At 59.7% G+C, this 24,902-nt stretch carries 21 protein-coding genes and 1 tRNA gene; 9 read left to right on the top strand and 13 right to left on the bottom strand.

What is annotated here, in order from left to right:
* Positions 1-89 precede the first annotated feature (89 nt).
* The 6 genes from argS to BMY55_RS10980 all read left to right on the top strand — a co-directional run bounded on the left by argS (position 90) and on the right by BMY55_RS10980 (position 5,922).
* Positions 90-1,811: an arginine--tRNA ligase gene (gene argS, locus BMY55_RS11005; RefSeq protein WP_091430625.1), complete on the top strand. Its 1,722-nt coding sequence runs from the start codon at positions 90-92 to the stop codon at positions 1,809-1,811.
* 343 nt (positions 1,812-2,154) lie between these two features.
* Positions 2,155-3,126: an SPOR domain-containing protein gene (locus BMY55_RS11000; RefSeq protein WP_245744718.1), complete on the top strand. Its 972-nt coding sequence runs from the start codon at positions 2,155-2,157 to the stop codon at positions 3,124-3,126.
* A 1-nt stretch (position 3,127) separates the two neighbouring features.
* Positions 3,128-4,159, top strand: a complete 1,032-nt coding sequence (locus BMY55_RS10995; RefSeq protein WP_091430623.1) for a glycoside hydrolase family 3 N-terminal domain-containing protein — start codon at positions 3,128-3,130, stop codon at positions 4,157-4,159.
* Positions 4,146-4,940 (top strand): segregation and condensation protein A, encoded by a 795-nt coding sequence (locus BMY55_RS10990; protein WP_091430621.1) that lies wholly within the window; start codon positions 4,146-4,148, stop codon positions 4,938-4,940. Before BMY55_RS10995 ends, BMY55_RS10990 begins: the two co-directional genes overlap by 14 nt.
* The gene (scpB, locus tag BMY55_RS10985; RefSeq protein WP_091430619.1) at positions 4,930-5,616 is read left to right on the top strand and encodes an SMC-Scp complex subunit ScpB; all 687 of its coding nucleotides are present in this window, start codon (positions 4,930-4,932) and stop codon (positions 5,614-5,616) included. Before BMY55_RS10990 ends, scpB begins: the two co-directional genes overlap by 11 nt.
* An 84-nt stretch (positions 5,617-5,700) precedes the next feature.
* The gene (locus BMY55_RS10980) at positions 5,701-5,922 is read left to right on the top strand and encodes a hypothetical protein (RefSeq protein ID WP_091430617.1); all 222 of its coding nucleotides are present in this window, start codon (positions 5,701-5,703) and stop codon (positions 5,920-5,922) included.
* 114 nt (positions 5,923-6,036) lie between these two features.
* Here the strand turns inward: BMY55_RS10980 and BMY55_RS10975 are convergent, their stop codons facing one another.
* A complete protein-coding gene (locus BMY55_RS10975; RefSeq protein WP_091430616.1) occupies positions 6,037-7,479 on the bottom strand; it encodes an NCS1 family nucleobase:cation symporter-1 in 1,443 nt (480 codons plus the stop codon).
* Positions 7,480-7,646: 167 nt separating this feature from the next.
* On the opposite strand from BMY55_RS10975, the gene BMY55_RS10970 reads away from it, so the two are divergent.
* Positions 7,647-8,303 carry a GntR family transcriptional regulator gene (locus BMY55_RS10970; RefSeq protein WP_091430614.1) on the top strand — a complete coding sequence of 219 codons (657 nt, stop codon included), beginning with the start codon at positions 7,647-7,649 and terminating at the stop codon, positions 8,301-8,303.
* Positions 8,304-8,367: 64 nt separating this feature from the next.
* Here the strand turns inward: BMY55_RS10970 and BMY55_RS10965 are convergent, their stop codons facing one another.
* From BMY55_RS10965 to BMY55_RS10940, 6 genes are read right to left on the bottom strand one after another with little or no spacing between them, the layout of a single operon-like run.
* Positions 8,368-9,564, bottom strand: coding sequence for a catalase family protein (locus BMY55_RS10965; protein WP_091430612.1), 1,197 nt, complete (start codon positions 9,562-9,564; stop codon positions 8,368-8,370).
* Positions 9,565-11,079 carry a Dyp-type peroxidase gene (locus BMY55_RS10960; protein ID WP_091430610.1) on the bottom strand — a complete coding sequence of 505 codons (1,515 nt, stop codon included), beginning with the start codon at positions 11,077-11,079 and terminating at the stop codon, positions 9,565-9,567. It abuts the gene before it with no gap.
* Complete coding sequence (locus BMY55_RS10955) at positions 11,076-12,377, bottom strand: hypothetical protein (RefSeq protein ID WP_091430607.1); 1,302 nt, start codon at positions 12,375-12,377, stop codon at positions 11,076-11,078. Before BMY55_RS10955 ends, BMY55_RS10960 begins: the two co-directional genes overlap by 4 nt.
* Positions 12,378-12,383: 6 nt before the next feature.
* A complete protein-coding gene (locus BMY55_RS10950) occupies positions 12,384-12,827 on the bottom strand; it encodes a hypothetical protein (protein ID WP_091430605.1) in 444 nt (147 codons plus the stop codon).
* Positions 12,817-14,700, bottom strand: coding sequence for a GMC family oxidoreductase (locus tag BMY55_RS10945; RefSeq protein ID WP_218142241.1), 1,884 nt, complete (start codon positions 14,698-14,700; stop codon positions 12,817-12,819). Before BMY55_RS10945 ends, BMY55_RS10950 begins: the two co-directional genes overlap by 11 nt.
* An 11-nt stretch (positions 14,701-14,711) precedes the next feature.
* A complete protein-coding gene (locus BMY55_RS10940; RefSeq protein WP_091430602.1) occupies positions 14,712-17,123 on the bottom strand; it encodes a c-type cytochrome in 2,412 nt (803 codons plus the stop codon).
* Positions 17,124-17,480: 357 nt separating this feature from the next.
* Between BMY55_RS10940 and BMY55_RS10935 the strand changes: the two genes are divergently transcribed.
* Both BMY55_RS10935 and BMY55_RS10930 read left to right on the top strand, forming a co-directional pair.
* A complete protein-coding gene (locus BMY55_RS10935; protein WP_143064330.1) occupies positions 17,481-19,433 on the top strand; it encodes a peptidoglycan-binding domain-containing protein in 1,953 nt (650 codons plus the stop codon).
* Positions 19,430-20,002 carry a hypothetical protein gene (locus BMY55_RS10930; RefSeq protein WP_091430600.1) on the top strand — a complete coding sequence of 191 codons (573 nt, stop codon included), beginning with the start codon at positions 19,430-19,432 and terminating at the stop codon, positions 20,000-20,002. Before BMY55_RS10935 ends, BMY55_RS10930 begins: the two co-directional genes overlap by 4 nt.
* A gap of 39 nt (positions 20,003-20,041) precedes the next feature.
* On the opposite strand, the gene BMY55_RS10925 is transcribed toward BMY55_RS10930, so the two are convergent.
* The 6 genes from BMY55_RS10925 to plsX form a co-directional block, all read right to left on the bottom strand.
* The gene (locus BMY55_RS10925; RefSeq protein WP_091432401.1) at positions 20,042-21,118 is read right to left on the bottom strand and encodes a 2'-deoxycytidine 5'-triphosphate deaminase; all 1,077 of its coding nucleotides are present in this window, start codon (positions 21,116-21,118) and stop codon (positions 20,042-20,044) included.
* A gap of 73 nt (positions 21,119-21,191) precedes the next feature.
* Positions 21,192-21,268, bottom strand: a tRNA-Pro gene (locus BMY55_RS10920).
* Positions 21,269-21,371: 103 nt separating this feature from the next.
* The gene (locus BMY55_RS17080; protein ID WP_245744717.1) at positions 21,372-22,322 is read right to left on the bottom strand and encodes a MerR family transcriptional regulator; all 951 of its coding nucleotides are present in this window, start codon (positions 22,320-22,322) and stop codon (positions 21,372-21,374) included.
* Between the two features lie 73 nt (positions 22,323-22,395).
* A complete protein-coding gene (ihfA, locus tag BMY55_RS10910) occupies positions 22,396-22,698 on the bottom strand; it encodes an integration host factor subunit alpha (RefSeq protein ID WP_091432399.1) in 303 nt (100 codons plus the stop codon).
* A gap of 99 nt (positions 22,699-22,797) precedes the next feature.
* The gene (locus tag BMY55_RS10905; RefSeq protein ID WP_091430599.1) at positions 22,798-23,772 is read right to left on the bottom strand and encodes a beta-ketoacyl-ACP synthase III; all 975 of its coding nucleotides are present in this window, start codon (positions 23,770-23,772) and stop codon (positions 22,798-22,800) included.
* A complete protein-coding gene (plsX, locus tag BMY55_RS10900; RefSeq protein ID WP_091430598.1) occupies positions 23,769-24,857 on the bottom strand; it encodes a phosphate acyltransferase PlsX in 1,089 nt (362 codons plus the stop codon). Before plsX ends, BMY55_RS10905 begins: the two co-directional genes overlap by 4 nt.
* Positions 24,858-24,902: the final 45 nt, after the last annotated feature.

Here is a 24,902-nt window from a genome sequence, read left to right as displayed (position 1 = left end):
TGTTCTGTTGCCTGTGTTCAGTTGCCTGCGTCGCTTGACCTTTGAGGCCGGGGTGCTAGGAGTGCGGCTGAGAGAAAGGGACCATAGACATGAACCTGTTTGCCGATATTCGCAGCCTTGTGATCGATGCGCTGAATGCGATGGTGGCCGAGGGCGCGCTGCCCGAACGTCTGAGCTTTGACAACGTGACGGTCGAGCCGCCGCGTGATGCGGCCCATGGCGATATGGCGACCAATGCGGCTATGGTCCTGGCAAAGCCAGCGGGGATGAAACCGCGCGATATTGCAGAGGCTTTGGCGGGCAAGCTGACCACTGATGACCGCATCGACGTGGCCGAAGTGGCGGGGCCGGGGTTTTTGAACCTGCGGCTGAATGCGGCGGTTTGGGCCGGTTTGGTCGAGGGTGTTCTGGGCAATGCGGGCTATGGTCGGTCGTCCATGGGGGCAGGCCAGAAGGTCAATGTGGAATATGTGTCGGCAAACCCGACAGGTCCTTTGCATGTGGGTCACACACGCGGTGCGGTCTTTGGCGACGCGTTGGCAAGTCTTCTGGAATATGCCGGTCATGACGTGACGCGGGAGTATTACATCAACGACGGCGGCGCACAGGTCGATGTGTTGGCGCGCTCGGTCTATCTGCGCTATCTGGAGGCCCACGGGCAGGAGGTGGCGTTCGCGGATGGCACTTATCCGGGTGACTATCTGGTGCCGGTAGGGCAGGCACTGAAAGATCAGGTTGGCGATGCGTTCGTCGGAAAGGGCGAGCAGTATTGGCTGGCCGAGATTCGCAAGTTTGCCACCGAGAAGATGCTGGACCTGATCCGCGAGGATCTGGCGATGCTGGGGGTGAAGATGGATGTCTTCTTCTCGGAAAAATCGCTGTATGGCACGGGCCGCATCGAAGAGGCCTTGGCGGCGTTGAAAGACAAGGGTCTGATCTATGAAGGCGTGCTGGAGCCGCCCAAGGGCAAAAAGCCCGAAGATTGGGAACCGCGCGAGCAGACCTTGTTCAAATCCACCGATCACGGTGACGATGTGGATCGTCCGGTGAAGAAATCGGATGGCAGCTGGACCTATTTTGCGCCTGACATCGCTTATCATTTCGACAAGATCGAACGCGGCTTTGACGCGCTGATCGACGTGTTTGGCGCGGATCATGGTGGCTATGTGAAGCGGATGAAGGCAGCCGTGTCGGCGTTGTCGGATGGACGTGTGCCGCTGGATGTGAAGCTGACCCAGCTTGTGAAACTGTACAAGAATGGCGCGCCGTTCAAAATGTCGAAACGGGCAGGCACTTTTGTCACCTTGCGCGATGTGGTCGAACAAGTCGGGTCGGACGTGACCCGGTTCGTCATGCTGACGCGCAAGAACGACGCGCCGTTGGATTTCGATTTCGACAAGGTGTTGGAGCAAAGCCGCGACAACCCCGTGTTCTATGTGCAATATGCCCACGCACGCGTGCGGTCGGTTCTGCGCAAGGCAGACGATCAGGGGATCGTCCTGACCGGCACGCCCAGGATCGAGGATGAGGCCGAGTTTGCCGTGGCCCGGAAGTTGGCCGAATGGCCGCGACTGATAGAGATTGCGGCGCGCACGCATGAGCCGCACCGGATTGCGTTCTATCTTTATGAACTGGCGTCGGATTTCCACGCCTTGTGGAACCGTGGCAATGACAAGCCCGAACTGCGCTTCCTCCAGGATGGTAATAACGCATCATCAGCGGCGAAAATCGCCCTGCCGCGTGCGGTAGCCGTTGTCATTTCGTCAGGCTTGGGTATTTTGGGTGTCACTCCTGCCGAGGAAATGCGCTGATCACAAGTGCTGCCTGGCGTGGAGAGAGGTTGACGCAGTAACCGGAACGGGACGCAGGAAGAGCCAAGAATGGCCGGCGCGTTCGCATCCGGAGTGAGGCAATATGGCAGAAGCGAATTGGGGTCCCGGGACCCGTCAGGCGACGTTTAACAATCAATATGATCAGGGCTATGCGTCCCCACATCGGGCAGAGCCGCCTTTGGTGGCGCCCACACATCAAGCCTTGCCGCAATATGTGCATCCGACGCATGGCGGGCCGCGATCACAGCATCTTCACCAAGGGTATCCCTCACACCCGCAGAGCGTCAGCCAACATGGCCAGTATGGTGATTATGATGCCCCGATGGCAGACATGGCCGACGACGAAACACTGTCCGCCGCCGCACCTTCTGCGCCCGGTAGGTTCGGCACTGCATTCAACTATGCAGGCGCAGCCCTGTCGCTGGCCCTGATCGTGGGGCTGGGCGTTTGGGGATACAAGCTGGCGGTGCGGGATGTCACGGGCATCCCAGTGGTGCGCGCGCTGGAAGGGCCAATGCGCGTGCAGCCGGACAACCCCGGCGGCGAAGCTGCCGACCATCAGGGCTTTGCCGTGAATGACGTACAATCAGAAGGTCAGGCCGCCGCCCCCGCTGACCGGCTGGTATTGGCCCCCGCGCCTGAAGATCTGGCGGACGAGGATATGATGTCCGACGTTGCGACCCGCGCCGAGACGGCGCCAGGAACGGATTTGCCGCTGCATGAAGCCGCCGCAATCTTGCCGGACGCAGACCCTGCGCCGGTAGACCCCGTTGCAGCGGCACTTGCCATAGCCGAACGGATTGCCGCCGATGTCGAAACGCTGTCAGACGATGCGGCGGACGAAACGACGTTGGCGTCGCTTTCTGACACTGCCGAAGACCTGACCGAGGTCGTTGCTGTGAAGATCATCCCCGCCTCGGTTCCGGGTGTGAGCCAGTCGCCGCGCCCGTCAAATCGGCCGGCTGACCTGACAACGCGCGTCGCAGCCACTCCGGTTGCACCCGCGGTGGTCGCAACGGAAGTGGCTCCAGACCAGCTCGCGGCCGGCACACGATTGGTTCAGCTTGGCGCTTTCGACAGCGACCAGGTTGCACGCTCCGAATGGGACAGGCTGAGCTCTCGGTTTGAAGATTACTTCGCGGGCAAGTCGCGTGTCGTCCAAAAAGCCCAGTCTGGCGGAAAGACGTTCTATCGCCTGCGCGCTGTTGGGTTCGAGGATCTCGCCGATGCGCGCCGGTTCTGTTCGGTTCTGATGGCCTCGAAAGCCGCCTGTATCCCGGTTGTGAACCGCTGATATGCAAAGCCCGGGCGCGTATATCTTCGGATGTAATGGGCCGCGGCTTTCGCTATCCGAGCGTGATTTCTACGAGCGCGCCCAGCCTTGGGGCTTCATCCTGTTCGCCCGTAACATTGAAAGCCCTGATCAGATCCGAGCGCTGACTGCGGATCTTCGCGGCGCAGTCGGGCGCGATGTGCCTGTTTTCATAGATCAGGAAGGCGGGCGCGTGGCCCGGATGACCGGGCCTTACTGGCGCGAGTGGCTGCCCGCGCTTGATCAGGTGAAATTTAACAAGGGCAATGCGCTGCGCACGCTCTACATTCGCTATCGCTTGATCGCGGACGAGCTTCTTGCGGTTGGAATCGATGGCAACTGCGCCCCGGTGGCCGATATTGCAAATGCCGATACGCACCCGATCCTGCGCAATCGCTGTTATGGCGAAGATGTGGTGCGCGTCGCTGAACGCGCGGGCATGGTGGCACAGGCGCTTCTGGAAGGCGGCATCTTGCCCGTTGTCAAACACATCCCCGGTCAGGGGCGTGCCAATCTAGACAGTCACCAGGAACTGCCGCGCGTCAAGACCAAGGCCAAGGAATTGAGCCGCACCGACTTCATGGCGTTCGAGCCATTGGCGGGTCTGCCGATCGGTATGACGGCGCATGTGGTTTACGAAGATATCGACGCGGATAACCCCGCGACACAAAGTCCGAAGGTCATCAGGCTGATCCGGGATCAGATCGGGTTTGAGGGGCTTCTGATGACGGACGATCTGTCAATGGAAGCGTTGTCCGGGCCGCTCTCGCTTCGGGCGCGCAGATCGCTTCAGGCCGGGTGCGACATGGTTCTGCACTGCAACGGTGTGTTGGAGCGGATGGAAGAGGTCGCTGAGGCCGTCGGGGAACTGACGGGGCAGGCATTGAACCGCGCCAATGCCGCGCTGGACTGGCGGCGCACCCCCGATCCTGTTGACATTTCCGCGCTTGACGCAGAGTTTCAGAGCCTGATGACAGGTCAGGGGTCTGAACGGGCTGCGGATGAGCGAGACTGAGGAATTTGAAAGCGACGCGATGTCGGTCTCGGCGCGGTTGGCGGCCGAGGCGCTGATCGTGGATGTCGAGGGGTTCGAGGGACCGCTTGACCTGCTATTGACCCTGAGCCGCACGCAGAAAGTCGATCTTCGCAAAATCTCGGTTCTGGAATTGGCCGAGCAATATTTGGGCTTTGTCGAGAAAGCACGTCATCTGCGCATTGAACTTGCGGCGGATTATCTGGTGATGGCCGCATGGTTGGCGTTTCTTAAATCCCGTTTGCTGTTACCGCCTGATCCGACTGAAGATGGCCCATCTGGCGAAGAACTGGCCGCCCACCTTGCCTTTCAGCTTGAGCGCTTGCAGGGAATGCGCGATGTGGCCGCCAAGCTGATGGCGCGTGACCAGTTGGGGCGTGATTTCTTTGCGCGGGGCATTCCCGAAGACGTTGCACGCGTGCGTCGTGTAACCTATACGGCGAACCTTCTGGACCTGATGCAGGGCTATGCCCGCATCCGCACCAAGGACGAATTTCGCCCCTTTGTCATGGACCGTGACGCGGTGATGACGATGGAGCAGGCGCTGGACCGCATGCGCGGCCTGATCGGTTTTGCAGGCGACTGGACCGATTTGACCTCGTACCTGCCTGAAGGTTGGGAAACCGATCCCGTCCGCCGCCGGTCGGCCACCGCTGCAAATTTCGCGGCTACACTGGAACTGGCCAAACGTGGTGCGGTTGAACTTCGACAAGGCGACGTGTTCGCCCCCATTCAAATCCGCAGGAAACCGAATGACGGCTGATGTAACGCCTAACGATGCCACGACCGAAGGCCGCTTGGATACGGCCAATGACAGTCTGTTCGAAGCCCCGCCGATGGGCGAACAGGAACGCATGGTTGAGGCCATTCTGTTCGCCTCGGCCGAGCCGGTCACGGTGAAAGAGCTTGAGGCGCGGATGCCGCACGGATCGGATGCGGCCGAGGCTTTGGTTTACCTTCGTAAGCGATACGAGGGGCGCGGCGTGTCCGTGGTCAAGGTGGGCGATGCCTGGGCAATCCGTACCGCGCCGGACCTTGGCTATCTGATGCAGAAGGAAACGGTCGAAACCCGCAAACTGTCGCGCGCCGCGATCGAAACGCTGGCGATCATCGCCTATCACCAGCCCGTCACCCGCGCCGAGATCGAGGAAATCCGGGGTGTATCCGTCAGCCGTGGCACCATCGACCAACTGATCGAGATGGAGTGGATCCGGTTCGGCCGCCGCAGGATGACTCCGGGTCGCCCGGTGACATTTGTTGTAACGTCCGGGTTCCTGGACCATTTCGGGCTGGAAAGCGCCCGCGATCTGCCGGGTCTGAAAGAACTGCGCTCGGCCGGGCTTTTGGAAAGCCGTCCGCCCCCCGGTGCGATGCCAGGCCCAGAAACCGAGGACGAAGACGAAAGCCCCGAAGGTCAGTCTGAACTGTTCGAAGATTGATGCAAACCCGCATCAGGTTTGCGGTTCGCCGTGAAATTGCCTGAGTTTGCGGTTAATATCCGCGCAATGGGCAGGAGAAGTGACATGAACGTCAATCAAATCATCAACATGATCGTCCGACAGGTGACACGCCGTTTGGTCAACAAGGGCGTCGATGTCGGGATCGACCTTGCATCCCGTCGGGGCAAGGCGCGTGACCAGATGACCGACGAAGAACGCGCCCGCGCGGACAATCAGGCCGGTCAGGCCAAGGATATGGCAAAACGTGCCCGTCAATCTCGCAAGCTGACCCGTCGGCTGTTTTGATGTCTGACTGGGCGTGATGCCGGTCAGATCCTTTGTGTAGGTAGCGTGAGGTGCATCGGAAGGCACGAAAGGTTGGTGAGCCACAAGCCTCACCAACCTTCACATTTCCGACTGTCAGACCGTCACGTTATCCTTCGCCATTACGTTGTAGATGACGCCGCCCAGGATCGCGCCAACCACCCAGTTGAAGCCGGACAAGATCGCGAACCACGGCACCCAGACCGTCGCGACCGAGAAGATGGCTGCGATGCCGAACGCTTTGACTGCCGCACTGTTCCAGCCATTGTTGTAGTGATAGATGCCTTCGCCCATGTTATACAGGTCGTCTTCTCTCAGAACCTCTTTGCGGTGCAGATAGTAGTCGACGATCATGATCCCGAAGATCGGCGCAAGAACGGCTCCCAAAGTGTTGACGAAGCCGCTGATCCCGAACTGGCTGATGAAGCTGTTCCAGAACCCGCCAATCACCAGCGCGAAAAGCGATGTGATCAAGCCTGCCTTGCGGAAGCTGATCTTCTCGGGTGACAGGTTGGCGATGCCGTTAACGGCGGGAATAAAGTTGGCCACAAGATTGATGCCGACGGTTGCCGCGAAGAATGTGATCGCGGCGATAACGCCCAAAAGCACGCTGTCGGTCCGTTCGACAATCTCGGTTGGATTGATGATTTCTTCACCGAAGACAACGGCGGCACCGCCTGTGGTCAACAATGCAAGCGCCGAGAACAGGATCATGTTGAACGGCAATCCCGCAAGGTTGCCCAGAACCATGGTCCGCTTGTCTTTGGCATAGCGCGAGAAATCGCTGAAGTTGATCATCACGGCGGCAAAATAGGCCACCATTGTTCCAACAATGGCAACGAACCCTTTAAGCTCGGTCCAGAACGTGCCTTCGGGGTTGGCGAAGATCGTCGCTGTAGCGGACAGAAGCTGACCGTCGGACCGTTGCCAAAGGACGATCACCAGACCGATCATCACGATGTAGACAAACGGGCCAGCGATATTCAGGAATGTTTCGACCCAGTTCATGCCACGCCAGAAGATCACAATGTGAAACGCCCAAACGATTATGAATGAAAACCAGTCAATGCCAGTCAGGCCAAGGATTTCCGCCCCTCCGCTTGCCCCGGTGATCGAGCGGATCAAAAGAGCCACGGCGGTCGAGGCGAAATAGACCTGAACCCCGTACCAGAACACCGCGACCGTTGCGCGGAGAATTGCTGGAAGTTTTGCGCCCTGTGTGCCCAGACTGGCGCGGGCAAGGACTGGATAGGGGATGCCGTATTTTTCACCGGCAGCGCCGGACAGATTGACCATCCACATGACAAACAGTCCGGCGGCGATCAGCGCCGCAAAGGCCGTCCAACCTCCTACACCGTATGAAATAAACAGCGACGCAACCAGCGAATATCCAAACAGCGATTGAACGTCATTGGCCCAAATGTTGAAAATGGCGAACCATCCCCAGGTTTTTTCGTCGGCACCGACCGGGTTAAGTGTGTTGCCCTCCGGATCCATCGTGCCGCCGTGGACGACGTGTGTTTCTTCGATAGAAGCCATGCTTTCCTCCCTGCGACCGCCCAGTGGGCGGCAGTTTGACGTTCTGCTGAACATCTTGAAAATTGAACTTGCAACTAACATTTTAGTAGATATTCTAGTTTGCAGCTATCAAGAAAATCACGTAGCACTTTGAGGTTTTAATTGAGAATGCAGAAAGCGGGGAAGCCGTGACCCAATCACGCGACGTTCAACTTCTGGCCGATAAGGCGCAGGAAGAATTGTGGTCCGCGTTGCGAACCGGCAAGCTGCGCGGTGGTCAGTTCATTTCCATCTCGCAACTGGTTGCCCTGCTGGACTTTCCGATTGCAGCGGTGCGTGAGGCCGTGAAGCAGGCCAGTTCGCAAGGTCTGGTCGCCACATTTCCAAAGCGCGGTGTGCAGGTGATGGAAGCCCTTCCCGACACCATTCGCGAGTGTCTCGATTTCCGTATGGTGCTGGACCAGGAGGGCGCACGGCGACGGATATCGCGCAACGCCTTGTCGGGTTTGAACGCCCTGCGCCAGCAACACGACGCGATGCGCAAGGCCGCACAGGCCGATGCAGGGCCGGAGCTTCCGCCAAAGGCCATCGCTGTCGATCTGTCACTGCATAATTATCTAGCCGGAGGGCTGGAAAACTCTCAACTGGTGGCCGCTTATGATGCCAACCGAATGCGCATCGCGATCATCCAGAATGTGCGCCCGTTTCTTCAGGATCGTATCGTTTCGGCGATGGACGAACATCTGGCAATCATAGATGCCATGCACAACAGAGATATCGAGCGCGCGTTGCAGGCTATTGACCATCACTGCGCACAAACGCTGCGTTGGTGGGGCGTTGCTTGAATGCAGTCGTCTGCCATCCGGTTGACCGTCTGGCTTCGCCGCTTTGACCGGCACCCATGGGCAGCTAAAACTGCTCATCTCCGGTCGGCTCGACATGGTCCGCCAGGTTCATGTGTTGCCGATACGCTGCCAGTTCCTGATACATCCGCCGCCGCGCGCGGCTCTGATTGCCTAACGGGCGGTGCGCGGGCAGGCAATGCCAGGGATTGATCCGCAGATTGCGCGCAAAGGCCATCTGGGCGGGTGTGTCGAAATCCTGCATCGGGACATGAATGCGCGCGACAGGGATCCATGGCGACAGATCTTCGGGCCAGAGGACTGACGCATCCTCGATCGGCATCAGGTGCGGGTCAGTCTGTATCTGCACCACCATGTCGAACTCGACCGGCTTGTCACGCAGCGTCCGGGCCATGTTGTCGCGCAGGTAATTCGGCGGCACGCGGCCAAAAGGTACGCCGGGGATGTCCATCGGCACGTCCGTGCGCGGCACATAGGAATAGAGCATCGCCCGCCCTTCGCCCAACAGGTAGGGCACGCAACTGTAGTAACGCTGCCCCAGCGGGTTAAATTGCGTCTCGTTCCACAGCCCCTGCATCAGGAAATCCAGCAAATGGCTATCTTTCGGGTTGAGGAAATACCAAAGCGGCTCGTCAATGGTGCTCCAATATTGCAGCTTGGCATTTTCGCGGGCGTCGGGTGTGACAAAGGTGGGTGTCACGACGGCGGGCCAGTCCTGCGTGAACTTCTCTTCCTCCATCAGCTTCGGGCCGGGCACGTCCATCAACTTCACCGACATCGACCCGAAGCCCACATCGCGAATATCCTCGGGCACGTCGGGGCCGGGGCCGGCAAAGCGGATATAGGCCGGATAATCCCGTTGGGTCGCAAACACCCCGTGGCGCAGATGATCGGGCAGGTCGGGCAACACAGTAAGGGTCGCGCGCACCAGGCCGTGCGTCTTGGTGTTTCCGCCGCGCTCATAGGCGCCAGGTTGAAAATGCAGGTTCATCTGCTCGCGCATCTCATCAATGATGGTTTGAAGCGCCTCTTCTTCCCAATCGAAGATTTTTTCTTCCGCCAATGCCAACCCAAGATCCTCGCGCTTTTTGTTCTTCGTTCGCTGGATCCACTTTGCCAGCGGCGGGCGAAGCCAGGCGTTCAGGCGCTGACGAAAGAATGGCTCCAACCGCCGCTCGACATGCAGTCCGACCTGCGTTGCGCGATGGATCAGGCGGCGAATTGGGATCAGGATCCTGTGCATTCAGACCTCCTTACTGCCACGGCTGGCAATGAATTTCAGGGCGCGCAGGCCGGGCAGGAAGAAATAGCCGCCGCCTTTTACGGTCACAAACCGGGGCAGGTGGGGGTGCCGGTCCGGCACGCCATCTGCCTTCTGGATCGAGAACCCGTCACTTGGCACGCCACTGATCGGCGCGCGACTGCCAAGCAGCGGGTCAGCCTCGCCGGTCAACCCGTCGAACTTGGGCGATGCGATCCACGCGTTCTGAACGAATTCAAACTGCCGCACAATATCCGCACAAAGGCAGACGAACAAAAGGCCGCGTTCGCCCATTGCGGCACCGTCTTTCAGCGCATCCTCCGGCGATATTCTGGAGCCATAGACCCGCCCCCGCCGCACCAGTCGGTGAAACCGGGTCGACGCGACCAGATCATGCCGCCCCGGCAGTTTGTCACGTCGTCGCCGGAACCCCAAAGTGCTAAGCAACCAAGCAAATCGTCCTTCGATGTGATGCGGATGATCCCCGGTGCGCGGATTTGCGCGTCGGATATGGGCGCCAAGCGGGCAGGACAGGCCGTCGACATCATCTTCATAGGTGAAATCGTTGCTGTGCGGTGATCCGGCGACATCGCGTGTGTTGTGCACAAGCGGGGTGCCATCCATCTGCCGCCCCACCATCTTGGCGGCAAGGGCGTTGCGGCGGTTTGGGTCGCCTTGCGTGGCGGTGTCCAGGTAGCGCCAGAACCCTGGCACATCCTGGTTCAACTGGCGAAACACAAGATAACTGCCGTTGCGCCCGAGATCACGCAGGCCGTCTGTGTCCGGCGCGTCGGCCAAAACCTCGCTGCCCGGAACAGATGGACTCAGCGACGGGGAAGCCGAGCGCGCGTTGTATTCGTTGCGATGCCCCAGCACGACTTCGCCTGGCGAGATCTGATTGCTGAACTCTTCCCGCCCGTGTTTCGAGGGTGGGTGTGCATTTTTCCAGTCGATCTTCGGCTCAGAGATGCCATCGCGAAATCCAAACGGCTCGGTCCCGTCATTCGGGCGGGTGGGGAAGCTGTGAACCCGTGCAAACGCGGTGTCGAAGGTGGCGTTTAGAACAGTGTCTTTCCATCCGCTCAATCCGCCCTTGCGGGCATAGAGCATGATCAGCACATGCGTCGCCTGATCGTTCCAGCCCCATTTGTCCGGCGCGTTCGCCCCAGTATCGCCCAAACGGCGGGACCTGCTTTCTTCACCAGCCATCCCCGACAGGTATGGATAAGCAAACCCGTCGGTGGCGTCGTCAGTCAGGCCGAGGGCTGTTAAACCAGTCGCGGTGAAGGCAACTTGCAGCGCGGTGTCAGGAGGGGCATCCAGCGTCTTTGCCGAAGTAACCGGTGCGTTCCGCAGCCAGGTCCCTGCTGTCGTGCGATCCTTCACGGTGCATAAAATGAACTCAGCCTCGATCAGGGCACCATGACCGAACCGGATCAGCCCTTGCATGTCGTCGAATTCCACGGCGTCGGTGGGTATGTCGGGCGCGTTGCTCATATCTTTGACACCCAGTTGCGCAGGGCCTTGGCGCCATTCGGGCGCTTTTCCAGCCCAAATCGGATTTCACTGTTGCGGGCCAGGTCCCGCGCGGTCAGGCCGGGATAGGCTTTGTACCAGACCTGCGTGGGCAGTTGGCGGTTGCGCAGGAAACGCTTGAATTTATCCTCTTGTTCGGCCCCGCCCTTGATCAGAAAACGCGTCGATGGATAGCCGACACCGTTTGAAAAAACGAGGTTCAGGCCCCAGGCGACCTTGTTCACGAAATCATCCATATAGCTTTCGACGGCGCCGTCATAATTGCTGCAAAACATGACCCGGCGCTTGTCATCGACAAAGACCCATCGCGCGAAGTGGATGGTCTGGACACGGGTCAGGTAGCCACGCCCATAGATATGCCGGGCCGAGTAGTTCAGCAGGTAAAGCGCGACAGTCGTGATCATGCGGCGCAACGGGCCGGGCTTCACATCGCCAAAGGCGGAAAACGGGTTGGTCACATCGTGATCCTCATAGCGGCTCAGTTCGGCCAAGCGTGCGTCGTCCGGGCGGGGCAAGATCTCGGGGTCAGAGCGTTCAAGGGTGCGCAGCCATACCAGAAAAAACGGCAAGGCCATCAGCAGAAGGGGCGAGATCACCAGCAGGATCACTGGCACGCTCAGCAGATCGACCCAACCGGTAACACGTTGGCGCAGACTCAGTCGCGCGGGTGGCGTCAGGTGAAGCGACCCGTTGGCCTGTTGCCGCCGGACATGTTCGACCAATTGCTTGTGAAGTCCGAATGGATCAGCTGTCCCTCGCTCTTCAACGATGGCGTCCAGCTTGGTTCGCAAGGTCGTGGCAAGCGTCGCTTCTTCGTGCACCTGACGCACGGTTCGACCGCGTGTGTTTACGTAGTTGGCGGCCTCGTCGACATTGTGATCTTCCATCCAGCGCAACAGATCGGCGCCCTGACCGAACCCGTTGCAATGGCTGAAAATTTCGGACAGGCCGTCGGCACAATGGGCGACCAGTTCCCTTAGAAACGCGTGCCGATCTCCGTCCACATCGCCAAGAAACGCAATCTGGAGGGGATAGGGTTGCGGGGGCTCGCCATAAGCCTCGATGTCGCGCCAGGTCTGAGCCTCGACCAGAAAAAACCGCGCGACGTGCAACTGGTCAAACCGGCCAAAGGGAAGCAGCCGGTTTTGGGGATCAGCGAAACCTGGCTTCACCGTCATCGTGTTGAGCAAGGCCACCAAATCTTCGGCCCGGCCTTCGGCGACCGGGGCAAGAATGAAGAATGTGTCTTGCGGTGTCATCAGGATCTAGCTTTCCGCGTTGAAATCAAGGGCGAAGTCAATCAGTCGCGTGTCGTCCCAATAGACCTTGCCCAGATACAAGCCCGGCTCGATCAGGCGGATCTCGTCGCGGATCCATTGCGCCACAATCGACGTGTCGGAATAATCCAGCACGATACATTCGTTGCCATCCAGCCAGCTTTTATCCTTGTAAACCTTGGCCAGAATGGCGTTCAGCCCGAAGGGCAGGATGCGGTTTTTCAGCACGCTTTTTTCGCTGTCGAAAACCTTCCCTTGCCAGGCAAAACCGTTGATGAACCGCGAGATCAGCGGCGTGAACCGTGTGCCCGGCGCGATGATCGCGGTGCCTTCGGCCTCGCCATCCGGGATGGGGCCGGCGGCAACGCTTGAGAACAGCTCGTCCAGCTCCTCTTGTTCCATGTCCATCAAACTCTCGATATCATGTGCCATATTGCACCTCCGCGTGCTGAGTGAGGGATTGCGTGTCGGAAAGCAGCATCTCGGCGGCTTTCTCGCCGATCATGTAAACGGCGGACGCGATGAAAAATCCGGGGATGTGCGGAAAGACGGACGCATCTGCGATCCGCAAGCCTTTGGTGCCGTGAACCCGCAAACGGCTGTCGAGGACCCCGCCTTTGTCCGCTGGCCCTATAGGGCAGGAACAGGACGCGTGATGACCCCAGCAATGGTCGCGCACGAATTGCGCAATCTCGGCGTCGGTCTGCACCTCCGGGCCGGGGATTTCCTCGGCTTTGATGCGCCCGGCTTCGTGCAGCGGCTGGCAGAGCTTACGCACAAATTTGACCCCTTCAACGACAGCCGACAGGTCTTCTTCGCCGCCTTCCGCGAAATAGTTGAAGTCGATCACCGGCCTGTCGCGCGGATCGGCCGAGGCCAACGTCACCCGACCCGCGCGGTTCTGCGTGTGCGCTTTCAACACCGCCCAGCTCAGATGGTTGCGGCTTTGCGCCAGATCGGCGGCATAGCCGGGGTAATAGCCGCTGAACCGTCCCAGAAGCGCCATGCAGAACAAGTCGGGCAGGGGCTGCGTCTCTGACGATTTGCGGATCACGGCAAGGGCTGCGCCATTGGTGGCATACAGACCGTCGCCGCGCGCCCGCCACTGCCGCCAAAGCCCGTCATCTTTTTCATATCTGCACTGGATCATGCTGTCCCAGCTGTCAAACGCCATCCGATTGACCACACAGACCTCGTATCGGTCCTGCAACGACCGCCCGACACCGGGCAGTGTGACCTTTGGCGTGATGCCATGCGGCGCCAATGTCTTCGGGTCGCCGATGCCAGACAACATCAAAAGCTGCGGCGTGTTGAAGGCCCCCCCTGCCAGAATGACCTCGCGTGCGGCCATGGCCTGTTTCGTTTCTCCCGGCGCGTTGCACGGGGCTGCATGTGCGCGGTAAAGCCGCGCACCTTTCAGGTATTCGACCCCGATGGCGCGGTTGCAATCGTCCAGCAAAACACGCGTCGCCAGCGCGTCGAGTTCGACCGTCAGCCGATCCGGGTGACGCTGTGCCACGTCCAGCACGCGTTCGCGCGCACCCACCCGCACGCCTTTGCGCGTGGTCAAGGGTGTATAGACCATGCCGACAGCGTCATCGTCGATCCGGTCGCGGTCATTGGGGTCGGCGGCGCTGTTGGCCAGCCAACGCAGCCTTTTCAGGAAATCCTGTGCCGAACCCCAGCTTTCGCGCAGCGAGTTACGCACCATATCCATGATATCGTCATCCCGCATCGCCGCACGCGGGATCGCTTTTTCGGTTGACAACCAGCCATCGAAACCGTGGCCGGTGCGGTCGATGCCGAACGTGTTCAACACGCGCTGCACCGGCCGGTGACGACAGTTTTCCAACCGCTGGAAGACCTTGCGCATGGCCGCGGGCGCCCAGCCGTCATCGCCGGTCAGATCCGCAATCCCCTGCCAGTCGGCATTGTGCGGATACAAGAAAATCATCGCGTTGTGCGCTGTGCAGCCGCCCAAAGTGCCTGCGCGCGGATACAAAACGCCATCCGGCCCGGCCTTCGGGTCACGTGCCTGTGTATTCTTGTCGTGATAGTGGTTGACCATGAAATCCCACCGGATCGCCGCATTCTCGGTCGCGAAAGGGTGAAAGGCGGGCACATCGTAGTCTTCCGGCAACCGGTTCGCGGCCTCGTCCATTCCGCGCACGCCACCGGACAAGGTGCGGGGGTCGCCACCCGCCTCCAAAAGCAGCACACGCATCCCGTTCTCGGCCAACCGTGCGGCCACGGTCCCTCCGCCAGCCCCGGAGCCGACGACGATATAGTCATGTTCTGGCTCCAATTGTCCGCTCCTCAGAAGCGTTTGAGAAAGGCGATCAGTGCGTTCTTGTCGTCGTCTTCCAGCTTGGTCCCGAAATAATGCCCGCGATTGACCACGAAATCGGGGCATTTGCTCAGTTCCAAGAGTGGCTCGATCAGATCCGCAAAGATCGCGCGGGCCTGCTCGTCGCTCGCGTCGTCGGGCAGTTCCTTCAGGTTGCGCTTGATCTTGATGATCAGTTTGGCCAACTCGAAATCATGGCTCAACCGCTCCAGAAGATCGGCTTGATCCAGCCGGACATTCAGGTTCGCCAGCAGCCCGATGGGCGTGCCCGCCGGGATCGGGCCAAGTTCGATATTGCCATCCAAATCGAACAGCCACGGCAGATCGTCGCGCAAGGGCGTCAGCAGTTTCACCAGAAAATCGGGCTGAAAACCGCGTGGCACGATAAGATAGCTCTGCTCGGTCGTGCGGTCTATCAGGCCGGGGACCTTGTCGCCCAGCACCGTGTCGCGCAGGCGCTTTTCGGGCCAGAGCATTTTGGTGATTCCATCCTCGAACGCTGCCATCCGCCCGGCGACGGACGGGTCGTGATTGTAATAACCGACCGTGTTGTTCAGCAGATAAGGCGCCGAGGACCACAGGCTGATCAGCGACGGCACACGGGTATAGCCCCGTCCGCCAGCCGGCATCTCATAGTCATACTCCTCGCCGGTCTTCGGGTGATGCACCTTGATCGTGCCCACCGACGGCAGCGCCTTGTAGGTCGAGGACGAGAAGTTATCCCAGATGTTGCCCTCAATCGCGTTGGTCGCCAGCGGGCTGCACGCGTTGGTTTCCAGCAGAGTCACCGGAATGCGCAACTCACTGGACAGGTAGTTGCCCTCCAGAAAATCCTCGGCAAGCACGATCTCGCGCATCTGGGCCTTGAAATCCTCGGTTCGGGTCAACGCGCCATAGCGGTTGAAACACTCCAGATAACCGGCGCCGGAACAGCCGCCCGGCATTGCCTCATAGGCGCTTTCCGGCAGCTTGGAGGAATGGCACCCGGCGCAATTCTCGGCAAAAACTGTCTTGCCACGATCCACCTGTGCGGCATCCTCGGTCAGAAAATCCCCCCCGCCCGGCGCGTCCACCAGCCGATCTGGCCGCCCGGCTTTCAGGAAATAAAGCGCAGTCAGCGGGGTCTGATCTTCGGTCGCGCGCCAATAGGCCGAGTTTTTCTGCGCAGTCTCGATCTTGATCGGCGTTATGTCGCGCCCGCCCACGATGGGGTTGAAATGGCGCGTCCATTCCTCGCTGAACAGCCCGATGTTCATGTAAACCCGGTTGAGCGCCCCCAGCGCCCCCACCGAATCCGCCCCGTCCTTCAGGACACGGGGGCTGAAGCTCAGGTCCGGGTCTTCGAAGTATTCGGTCAGGGGACCGTCGGGGACGTAGTCCTGAAACTGCTTGTTGTCCAACTCGCCGCCCTGAAGCCGTTCTTCGCCAAAACGACGGGCGACGGCCAGCCGTTCTTCCAGCAGATAGATCGCGTTCATCGTGCGCGGGTTGTTGATGTAGTCGGGCGACACAAGCGAGGTATCCAGCGTGCCGGGTCGCGCGGTGTGGATCAGCTGCACCATGTATTGCCGCTTGTCGGGCTTCCACGCAAAGATCCGGTCGAACCAGAAATACTGCGCGCCTACGGTGGCGTTCAGATTGCGCATCTCGGGGTTTTCCGGGTCGGCGGGCGGGTCAATCGGACTGGGTCCGACATGGCAGAACGCACAGGACATGCCGACGCGATAGGGCCGCACAAGATCATCGTCGTTATAGTAGTCGGGATCATTGTAAAAACGTTCGGCATCCCAAAGGTTTTCGGCACGTTCATCAAATTCGGGGTTTGGAAACAGGCGCAGGCCAAGCACGCCGGTCGGCTCTCCGTAGTAAGACCAGACGGGCATGTTGCGCCCGCGCGCGCCAATCTCGACGCCAGGATATTTCTCGGCGTTGGCGAAGGGGTCGGGGGCGCAATCGTCGCGCCGGATGTCCAGCCACAGCCCGTAACGATCTGCGACCGGACCGGTCGCCTCGTCAAAGCACGGCTCGTTGATCAAGCCCAACTGCTCGAACCTGTTGCTGCGCTTGGCGGCAAGGCTGGGGTGCGAGGACAGAGTCTTCAGCAGATCGAACTGCCCGAACGTGTCCACCGTCAGCGTGTCCCACAACAGGTCATTGCCGCCGGTCCAGACCATCCACATGTTGCGCCCCTTGACCTCGTCAGCGGTTAGCGCAATGCCGTTGTCCATATCGGCAAAGTAGTTTTCGTCTGCCGGGGGGAAGGTGGTTTCGTCCCGCCCAACCAAAAGCGCTTCGTCCAGAGGGCCTGAGAAAAGCTGGGCCAGTGCTGAGTGTGGCATCAACAGACCGGCCAAAACACACGAAATAACACGGAGCATCATGGCTAAACTCCTCGGTAAGATATTCGAAATAGAATCAATTTTAGGTTTTAAATAATGCTCCTATTCTCGCCTCAGGTCGGTTTTTTTGCAACAGTGGGACAAATCCGGGGTAATTGATCATGTGGTTTGGACAATCTGCCTCATCTATTTTCGATGTTCCTGAAAGCAGATTTTCTGCGATCTGAACTCCTGCCCCATCCGACATCACGTCATCCTGTGCCGAGCGTTCGCGCCCAAGGGAATGCATTCTGTGCGATGCGGGTCACGGGCTGCATTTTGGGTTCTCTGTAAAGTTGTGCTAGTATTATCGCTGTTTCTGGGCGCCTTCCGCCGATCATTGATTGAATGGATAACAAGATGCGCTGGATTCGCCGCGGTATTTCTGCCGCGTTTGTCTGCCTGGTATTTCTGGCCGATGCGTTTGCGCAAAACCTGCCGGACGGGCTGACGCTTGGTGATGACCGGATGCGATCTTTGTTCATCGACATGTTGGCAGGGCAGTCAAACCTCAACCTTCAAAGTTTTTTGCAAAGGCAGGTTATCTGCACAGATGATCGGACTTTTGCGCGGTTCCTGAATGAACGTGGCATCAGAACCCTGTTGATCACCGCCCGGTCCGGCCCGTTGGCACTGCGCGCCGGTCGATGCGATCTTCTGATCGAAGGGGCGGCGGTCAGGTGGGTGAGGGCAGCTTTGAGTTCAGCGCGACCCGATCCCGGTCCGACACCCACAGACCGTGATGGCCCGACGATCCAGCCTGCTGCCGACGAATTTACCGCATCCTCCGGGTCAGTTGCCATCATCGCCGATATCAAAGACCCAAGCGGCGTGGCGAATGCCGTGGCAAATGGGGCAACATCGGTTCAGCGCAATGGGGACCGGTATGAGTTCAAGATCAGGTTGCCGAATGATTATGCGCCGATACCGGTGACAATTTCTGCTGAAGACCGAATAGGCAATGCCAGTGCGCGCCGCGTTGCCGTTCGCCGCATTCCGGCCTGCGGATCCCCCACAGGGCTGGACATCGCCATGGCGCGGGAGATCCAGTTTGACTTGAATGCTCTTGGTTTGAATGTCGGCAGTGTCGACGGACTTATCGGGGCCCGAAGCTGTGCGGCCATCCGGCGGTTCGATCAGACGCCATTTAACAATTGGCCAGCGTTGCTAACGGCTTTGGCGCGTGCGCGGATTGGAATCACCGCGCAGGTGCTCAGCGATCCGACACAGGCTGAACAGTTGGTTGCTGTCGCCATCAGCGATCCGCGCAATACCGGAGCGGTCGAGTGGATCCGCATGTCCGCAGATCGCCGCGACCCCGAGCCGGACCGCCGGGTTCAGCGCGGTGAAACAACTTATCGCGTTGTGCTCGCCCCCGGCGAGGTGCAGAGCGTTCGTATCGAGGCATTGGACGGTCGTGCGCGCAGCCTTGCCCAGACAGATCTGACCCTTAGGCGATTGCCCGATATGGCACTGATCCTCGCATCAGAGCAGTTGCGAGGCGGGCGCATTGAGGCAAGCACTGACGCTGTGCAGGTGGTCATGACATTACGCGATCCGTGGCCCGGTGCCAGCGTGGACTGGCAGATCGGCAACTCTGATGTGGGCGACCGGCAGCGCTATGCCGGTGCGCCGATCGCGATCGATCTGCCGATGCCCAGCCCCAATGAAAGCAGCGTCGCCATCTTTCTTGCGGTCGATAGGGAGGGCACGATCCGCGCACGCAAATCGCTGACGCTTTTCCGATTGCAGGAGATGCGATTGCAAATAAGGGCCGATGACCTTGAGGAGGATATGATCGAGGCGACAACCCCTGACACGACAGTTTTCGTCGATCTTGTGAATGCCTGGCCCGATGCTGAACTCAGCATCGAGATGGGCGATGGCATGACCGAAATCTGGACCTATGGCGGTGAACCTCGTGCCATATCGGTTGCGATGCCGCCGCCCGGACAGAGCCGCCCGATATTGATCCGCGCGCGTGATCGGTCCGGCGCAGAACACGACCTGCGCACCATTGCGCTGCGCCGTCTTGCTGCTGGCCCTCCCGCTTGGCTATTGCCCGGTGCGGTCGGTTTGTTGCTTCTGGGCAGCGTCATATGGCCCATCAAGGGCTTCAGATTTTTCAAGAAAATGCAGGAGCAAAAACCATCTGCGCCAACGATCATTCCCCACGTGGATGCCGTGCCCGACACCACGCCCACGATGTCGGTCAAACCAGATCAGATGCCGCAGATCGTCCTGACAGTTGACCGGGGTGGGCCGACCGACATCACCATCATCCGTGAACAAGACGGGAGCGACGAGTCATGACCGAACGCACCGAAACGCTCGAATCTGCCATTCCGCCTGCCGATTTCAGCACAGTTGTCGAAGCCGTCAAATCCGCGTTGGACGAAGGCGATCCGGGGGTTCGCCTTGCCGGGATAGGGCTGGACGCCGGAACCCTGCACAAAACTGTGGCGGCTGCGGTCGAAGAGGCCCTGTCGATCTCGCTGATTGATACGCTTCTGAAGGCGTGGGAGGGCATGAAGTCGGTGCAAGCCCTGACGGGTGAAAAAGGTCCGATGGATGGCAGGACGCGGGTGGCGGCGTTGTTGAAGCACAAACTCAAAGCGACGCACACCCCAGAGGTTCGTCTGACCCTAGGTGAGTCAGTTGACGTGCGAAAAGTGCGCATCCCGATTGCCTTGACGGTCGAGGTCGCGGGTGTTTCCCTGACCGTCAGGGATCGCCAGATCGTTGGAGTTGCGGCGGGATATCTGCACCCGTCAGTCAAGATCAAGGTGGAAAAAGTGACGGTGGTCGAGACGAAACTGCGTCGGATCGACCTTTCGAACACCGTTGCGATCAATATTCCTCGACCTGAACAGCAGGGCTAAGCAAGCCTATCCTTCGCTATCGAGCGGGCCATGGGGCGATCATGATCGAAAATGCTTCGACAGTTTCAGCCCTTGTCCCTGATAGTTCGACTTGATGTCAGCGCCATATAGCACTTCGGGCACTTCGCTCATCCGTTCATAGACCAATCGACCCACGACCTGCCCGTGTTCCAACACGAAGGGCGCTTCGTGGCACCGCACCTCAAGCACCCCGCGTGATCCGGTGCCACCGGCTGCATCGAAGCCGAAGCCGGGGTCGAAGAAGCCTGCGTAATGCACGCGAAACTCGCCGACCATCGCCAGATAGGGGGCCATCTCGGCGGCGCAATCGGGTGGAATCGCGATCGCCTCACGGCTGACAAGGATATAGAAGGCACCGGGGTCCAGAATAATGCGTCCGTCGGTGGTATGCACCTCTTCCCAGTATTCCGCTGGATCGTAATGGGCGAGCCTTGACAGGTCGACAACGCCGGTGTGGCGTTTGGCGCGATATCCCACCAGATCGCCCTTGGCCGGTTTCAGATCGACCGAAAATCCCAACCCGTCAGAGATCACAGGGTCGCCGGACACGATTGGGGTGCGGGCATGGACCGCGCGCAACTCGTCGTCGGTCAGGATCGTTTTGCCCTGCCGGAAGATAATCTGGTTCAACAACTGGCCGGGCTGAGCCACGACCGAGAAACTCTGCGGGCACAGTTCGGCATAGAGAGGGCCGTCATATCCTTCGGGCACGCGATCAAACTCGATCCCGTGATCGGTGATCACGCGGGTCATCAGATCGACACGACCGATTGACGATTTGGCACTGGCCGCCGCCGTCATGCCTTCGGGCAAGCGCAGGCGCTCCATCAAGGGCACGACATAAACGCAACCCTTTTCCAGCACCGCGCCGCCGGTCAGCGACACCTCGTGCATGGTCAACTCGTCCAGCCGTTCGGCCACGGTCGAGGTATTGCCGGGCAGAAACGAGGCGCGCACGCGATAGGCTGTATCCCCCAGCCGCAGGTCCAGTGATGCAGGTTGAATCTGTTCATTCAGGATCGGCGAGGACGCCGCGATCCCGCCATCGGTGATCATCTGCCGGATCTGCCGGTCTGCCAATACGCCGGTTTTCATCTGCATTCCCCTTTGGCTTCGCCTCCCGGATACAAAAACACCCGCCCGAAAAACGGGCGGGCGGTTTTGAAGTTGGTCGGGCTAGCAGGACTCGAACCTGCGACCTTCCGTCCCCCAGACGGACGCGCTACCAGGCTGCGCCATAGCCCGACTGGAGACCTTACATAGTGATTTTCGCAGGCAGGGCAAGCGGGAAACGGCAGGAATTTCATCAATCCGCGTTCGGGCAGAGTTCGATCAAACATCCGCCTGCTTACGGTGTTTGTCCGGGATCGCGACCCATCTGCGCTGCCAGCGATTCCAGCCGATCGGCAAGGGCCTGAAGGGCGGCAATACGTGCACCGGTCCCGGTCTGACGCGCGCGCCGCAGAGTGTTGGTCAGCGATGGTGTGGGTGTCGCGTCACCATCGCCGGGATCGGCAGGAATATGGGAGATATCAATCAGCGGGGCAGGAGCAGACGCCACATCCGACGATTCGGACGCGCCGTGAAGCCCCGGAAGCTCTGGCGTGGCCGAACTGGGTTCGTCAGCTGTGTCTTTTGCGTTGTCTGATGAAGCCTCCGCTGCCACGCGAGACGAGCCAAAGACCTGTTGCGGTGCCGGATCTTCCGTGGGGTCGTCAGCGGGCTGGGGGCGTTCGTTGGACGCGGGTGTTCCAGATGGCGTGTCGACATCGCTGCGGGTAAAATGCGGCTCCGCCTCGCTTTGTGTCGCTGAAGCCACGTCTTCAGTTTGCGCTGGCTGGGCGGAAGCGGCGTCTGGCTGGTCAAGCTCAGGCTGTGGTTTGGCGGCGGCGGCGTCCTCGGCAGCTGATGTATCAGCGATTTCATCTTGGTGGCGGCTGTCATCCGGTTGGTCTTCCGGGGCGGATTTGCCAGCCAGCGGGACAACATTGGACGGTGTAATATCGCGCATCTCGTCGCTGTCCAGCGGTGGCGACATCGCAGCCACGTGTTTCACACCTTCTTCGCGCAGCAGCTTTTGAACGCCGCGAATGGTCATTCCGTCTTGATGCAAGAGCTTTCGGATGCCGCCCAGAAGTTCCATGTCGTTGGGTCTGTAATAGCGTCGCCCACCGGCGCGCTTCACGGGTTTGACCTGACTGAACCGGCTTTCCCAGAACCGCAGCACATGGGTCGGCACACCAAGCCATTCTGCCACCTCGCTGATGGTGCGGAAGGCGTCGGGTGACTTCTTTTCCATGTCCAGACCTGTCTGTTCTGCTTCTTTTATTCATTAGGGCGCAAGCGCCCGTCCGTGGCGTGCCGCGAAAGGGTCAGCGCTTGTTCCCTTCGTCGACCCGGTCTTTCATAAGATGCGACGGGCGAAATGTCAGAACCCGACGCGGCGGGATCGGCGCTTCTTCGCCTGTTTTCGGGTTTCGGCCCACGCGGGCGGCTTTGTCGCGCACCGAAAACGTTCCGAAAGATGATATTTTCACGCTTTCACCGGCCACCAAGGCGTCGGAAACATGACCCAATACAGTCTCGACCAATTGCGCGCTTTCGTTGCGCGACAGGCCGACTTCGCGAAATACGGCCTCGCTCAGGTCCATGCGGGTCAAAGTCTTTTCACTCATGTCGTCCCCCTGATTATTTTCAGGAAGCATGGGTGGTTTGAATTTCCGAGTCAATATCAACGGCTTGGGAAAAGCCGTTCGCATAGGGGTTTAAGGGATTTACCAGCGGATGACGACCGCGCCCCAGGCCAATCCCCCGCCAATGGCTTCGGTCACGACCAGATCACCTTGTTTGATCTTGCCCTCGGTGCAACCCACCGACAGGGCCAAAGGAATCGATGCGGCCGAGGTGTTGCCGTGGTCCTGCACCGTCAGGATCACACGATCCATCGGCACGCCCATCTTTTTGGCGGTGCCCTGAATGATGCGGATATTGGCTTGGTGGGGAACGATCCAGTCAAGATCATCATCGGTCAGGCCAACCTTGCCAAGAGCGGTTTCCGCAGTCTCGGTCAGCTTGCCAACCGCTTGGCGGAACAGCGGGTTTCCCTGCATCCGCAAATGGCCAGATGTCTGTGTCGTTGACACCCCACCATCGACATAGAGCATGTCGCGCATACGACCGTCCGAGTTCAGATCGGCCGACAGGATGCCGCGATCGGTATTCTCGCCGCTGCCGTCCTGCGCTTCCAGAACCAGTGCCCCGGCACCATCGCCAAACAGGACGCAGGTCGCACGGTCTGTCATGTCCAGGATGCGCGAGAAGGTTTCCGAACCGATCACCAGCACCCGGTCGACCTGTCCTGACATGATCAAAGCGTTGGCATTTGTCAGCGCAAAGACGAACCCAGCACAGACGGCCTGCACGTCAAAGCCGAAGCCGCGCGTCATGCCCAGTTCGCTCTGAACCATGGTGGCAACGGACGGAAAGGTCAGGTCGGGTGTCGATGTGGCCACGATGATGGCGTCGATATCATCCACGTCCAGACTGGCGTTTTTCAGAGCTTCTCGGGCCGCATGAGCAGCCATCTGCGACGTGGTTTCCCCTTCGGCGGCAAAATGGCGTCGTTCAATGCCCGAGCGGGTGCGAATCCACTCGTCCGAGGTGTCCACAATGTCTTCGAAATAAGAGTTCGGGACAACGCGTTCGGGCAGATAGTGCCCGACGCCCTTGACCACGGCGCGTCTTGTCATTCTTGCTGCTCACCCTGCCGGCATTCGGTTGCGACATCTTGGCGCGATGCGTCGCCGGATGCAACCCGCGCTGCGAGCTTCTGATTGAAGCCACCCTTGGCCAGTTGAAACGCCAGCCGGACGGCGGCGGAGATTCCGGTGGCATCCGCCGATCCGTGGCTTTTGACAACGGTTCCGTTCAGGCCCAGGAACACGCCGCCATTATTGCGGCTGGGGTCGACGCGTTGGCCCATCCGTTTCAGCGGTCCCATCGCAAGAACAGCGGCAAGCTTGGACAGGAACGTGGCACCGAATGCCTCGCGCAGCAGGCCGGAAATCAACTTGGCGGTGCCTTCACCCGTTTTCAGCGCAACATTGCCCGTAAACCCGTCGGTGACAATCACGTCAACGCGGTCCGAGGGCAGGTCCACACCTTCGATGAAACCGACAAAGTCGATCTGTGCGCCGTCAGCGGCATTGGTGATCAGCTCATGTGCGGCCTTCAGTTCGCTGCGGCCTTTATGTTCTTCAGTCCCGACATTCAGAAGGCCAACACGGGGACGCGCGATGCCCAGCCCGTTGCGCGCATAGGAGGCACCCATCATCGCGTATTGCAGCAGATCGTCTTCGTCTGCGCGCACATCCGCGCCCACATCCAGCATCACGTTGAAGCCGGACGGATTGTGCGACGGCCACAGGCAGGCGATGGCGGGGCGGTTCACACCGGGCAGCTTGCGCAGCCGCACCATCGACAGAAGCATCAGCGCGCCGGTGTTGCCGCAACTGACCACCACCTCGGCGTCACCATCACGCACCGCGTCAATCGCTGACCACATCGAGGTTTTCTGACCGTTGCGCATCACCTGGCTGGGCTTGTCGTCCATCGTGACGACCTCGTCGGCATGACGAATCTCGCACACGTCGGACAATCCCTCGGTGCGGGCGACCAGTTGTTCAAGCTCGGATTTGTTGCCGTGCAGGATGAACCCGATTTCGGGGTTTTTGTCCGCAGACAGCGCAAGACCGGCAACCACGGCTGCCGGTCCGAGATCTCCGCCCATGGCGTCGACCGATACGATAGTGCGTTTGGGGGCGTCCATTGTCATTCTTCATCCCATGCTCGGGGATTTTCTGACACGCCCGCCCGCGTC

The sequence above is a fragment of the Aliiroseovarius sediminilitoris genome (assembly GCF_900109955.1).
Classification (GTDB): Bacteria; Pseudomonadota; Alphaproteobacteria; order Rhodobacterales; family Rhodobacteraceae; genus Aliiroseovarius; species Aliiroseovarius sediminilitoris.
Note: the sequence above shows the minus strand (reverse complement) of the source record. Positions and strands in the feature narration are given on the sequence as shown.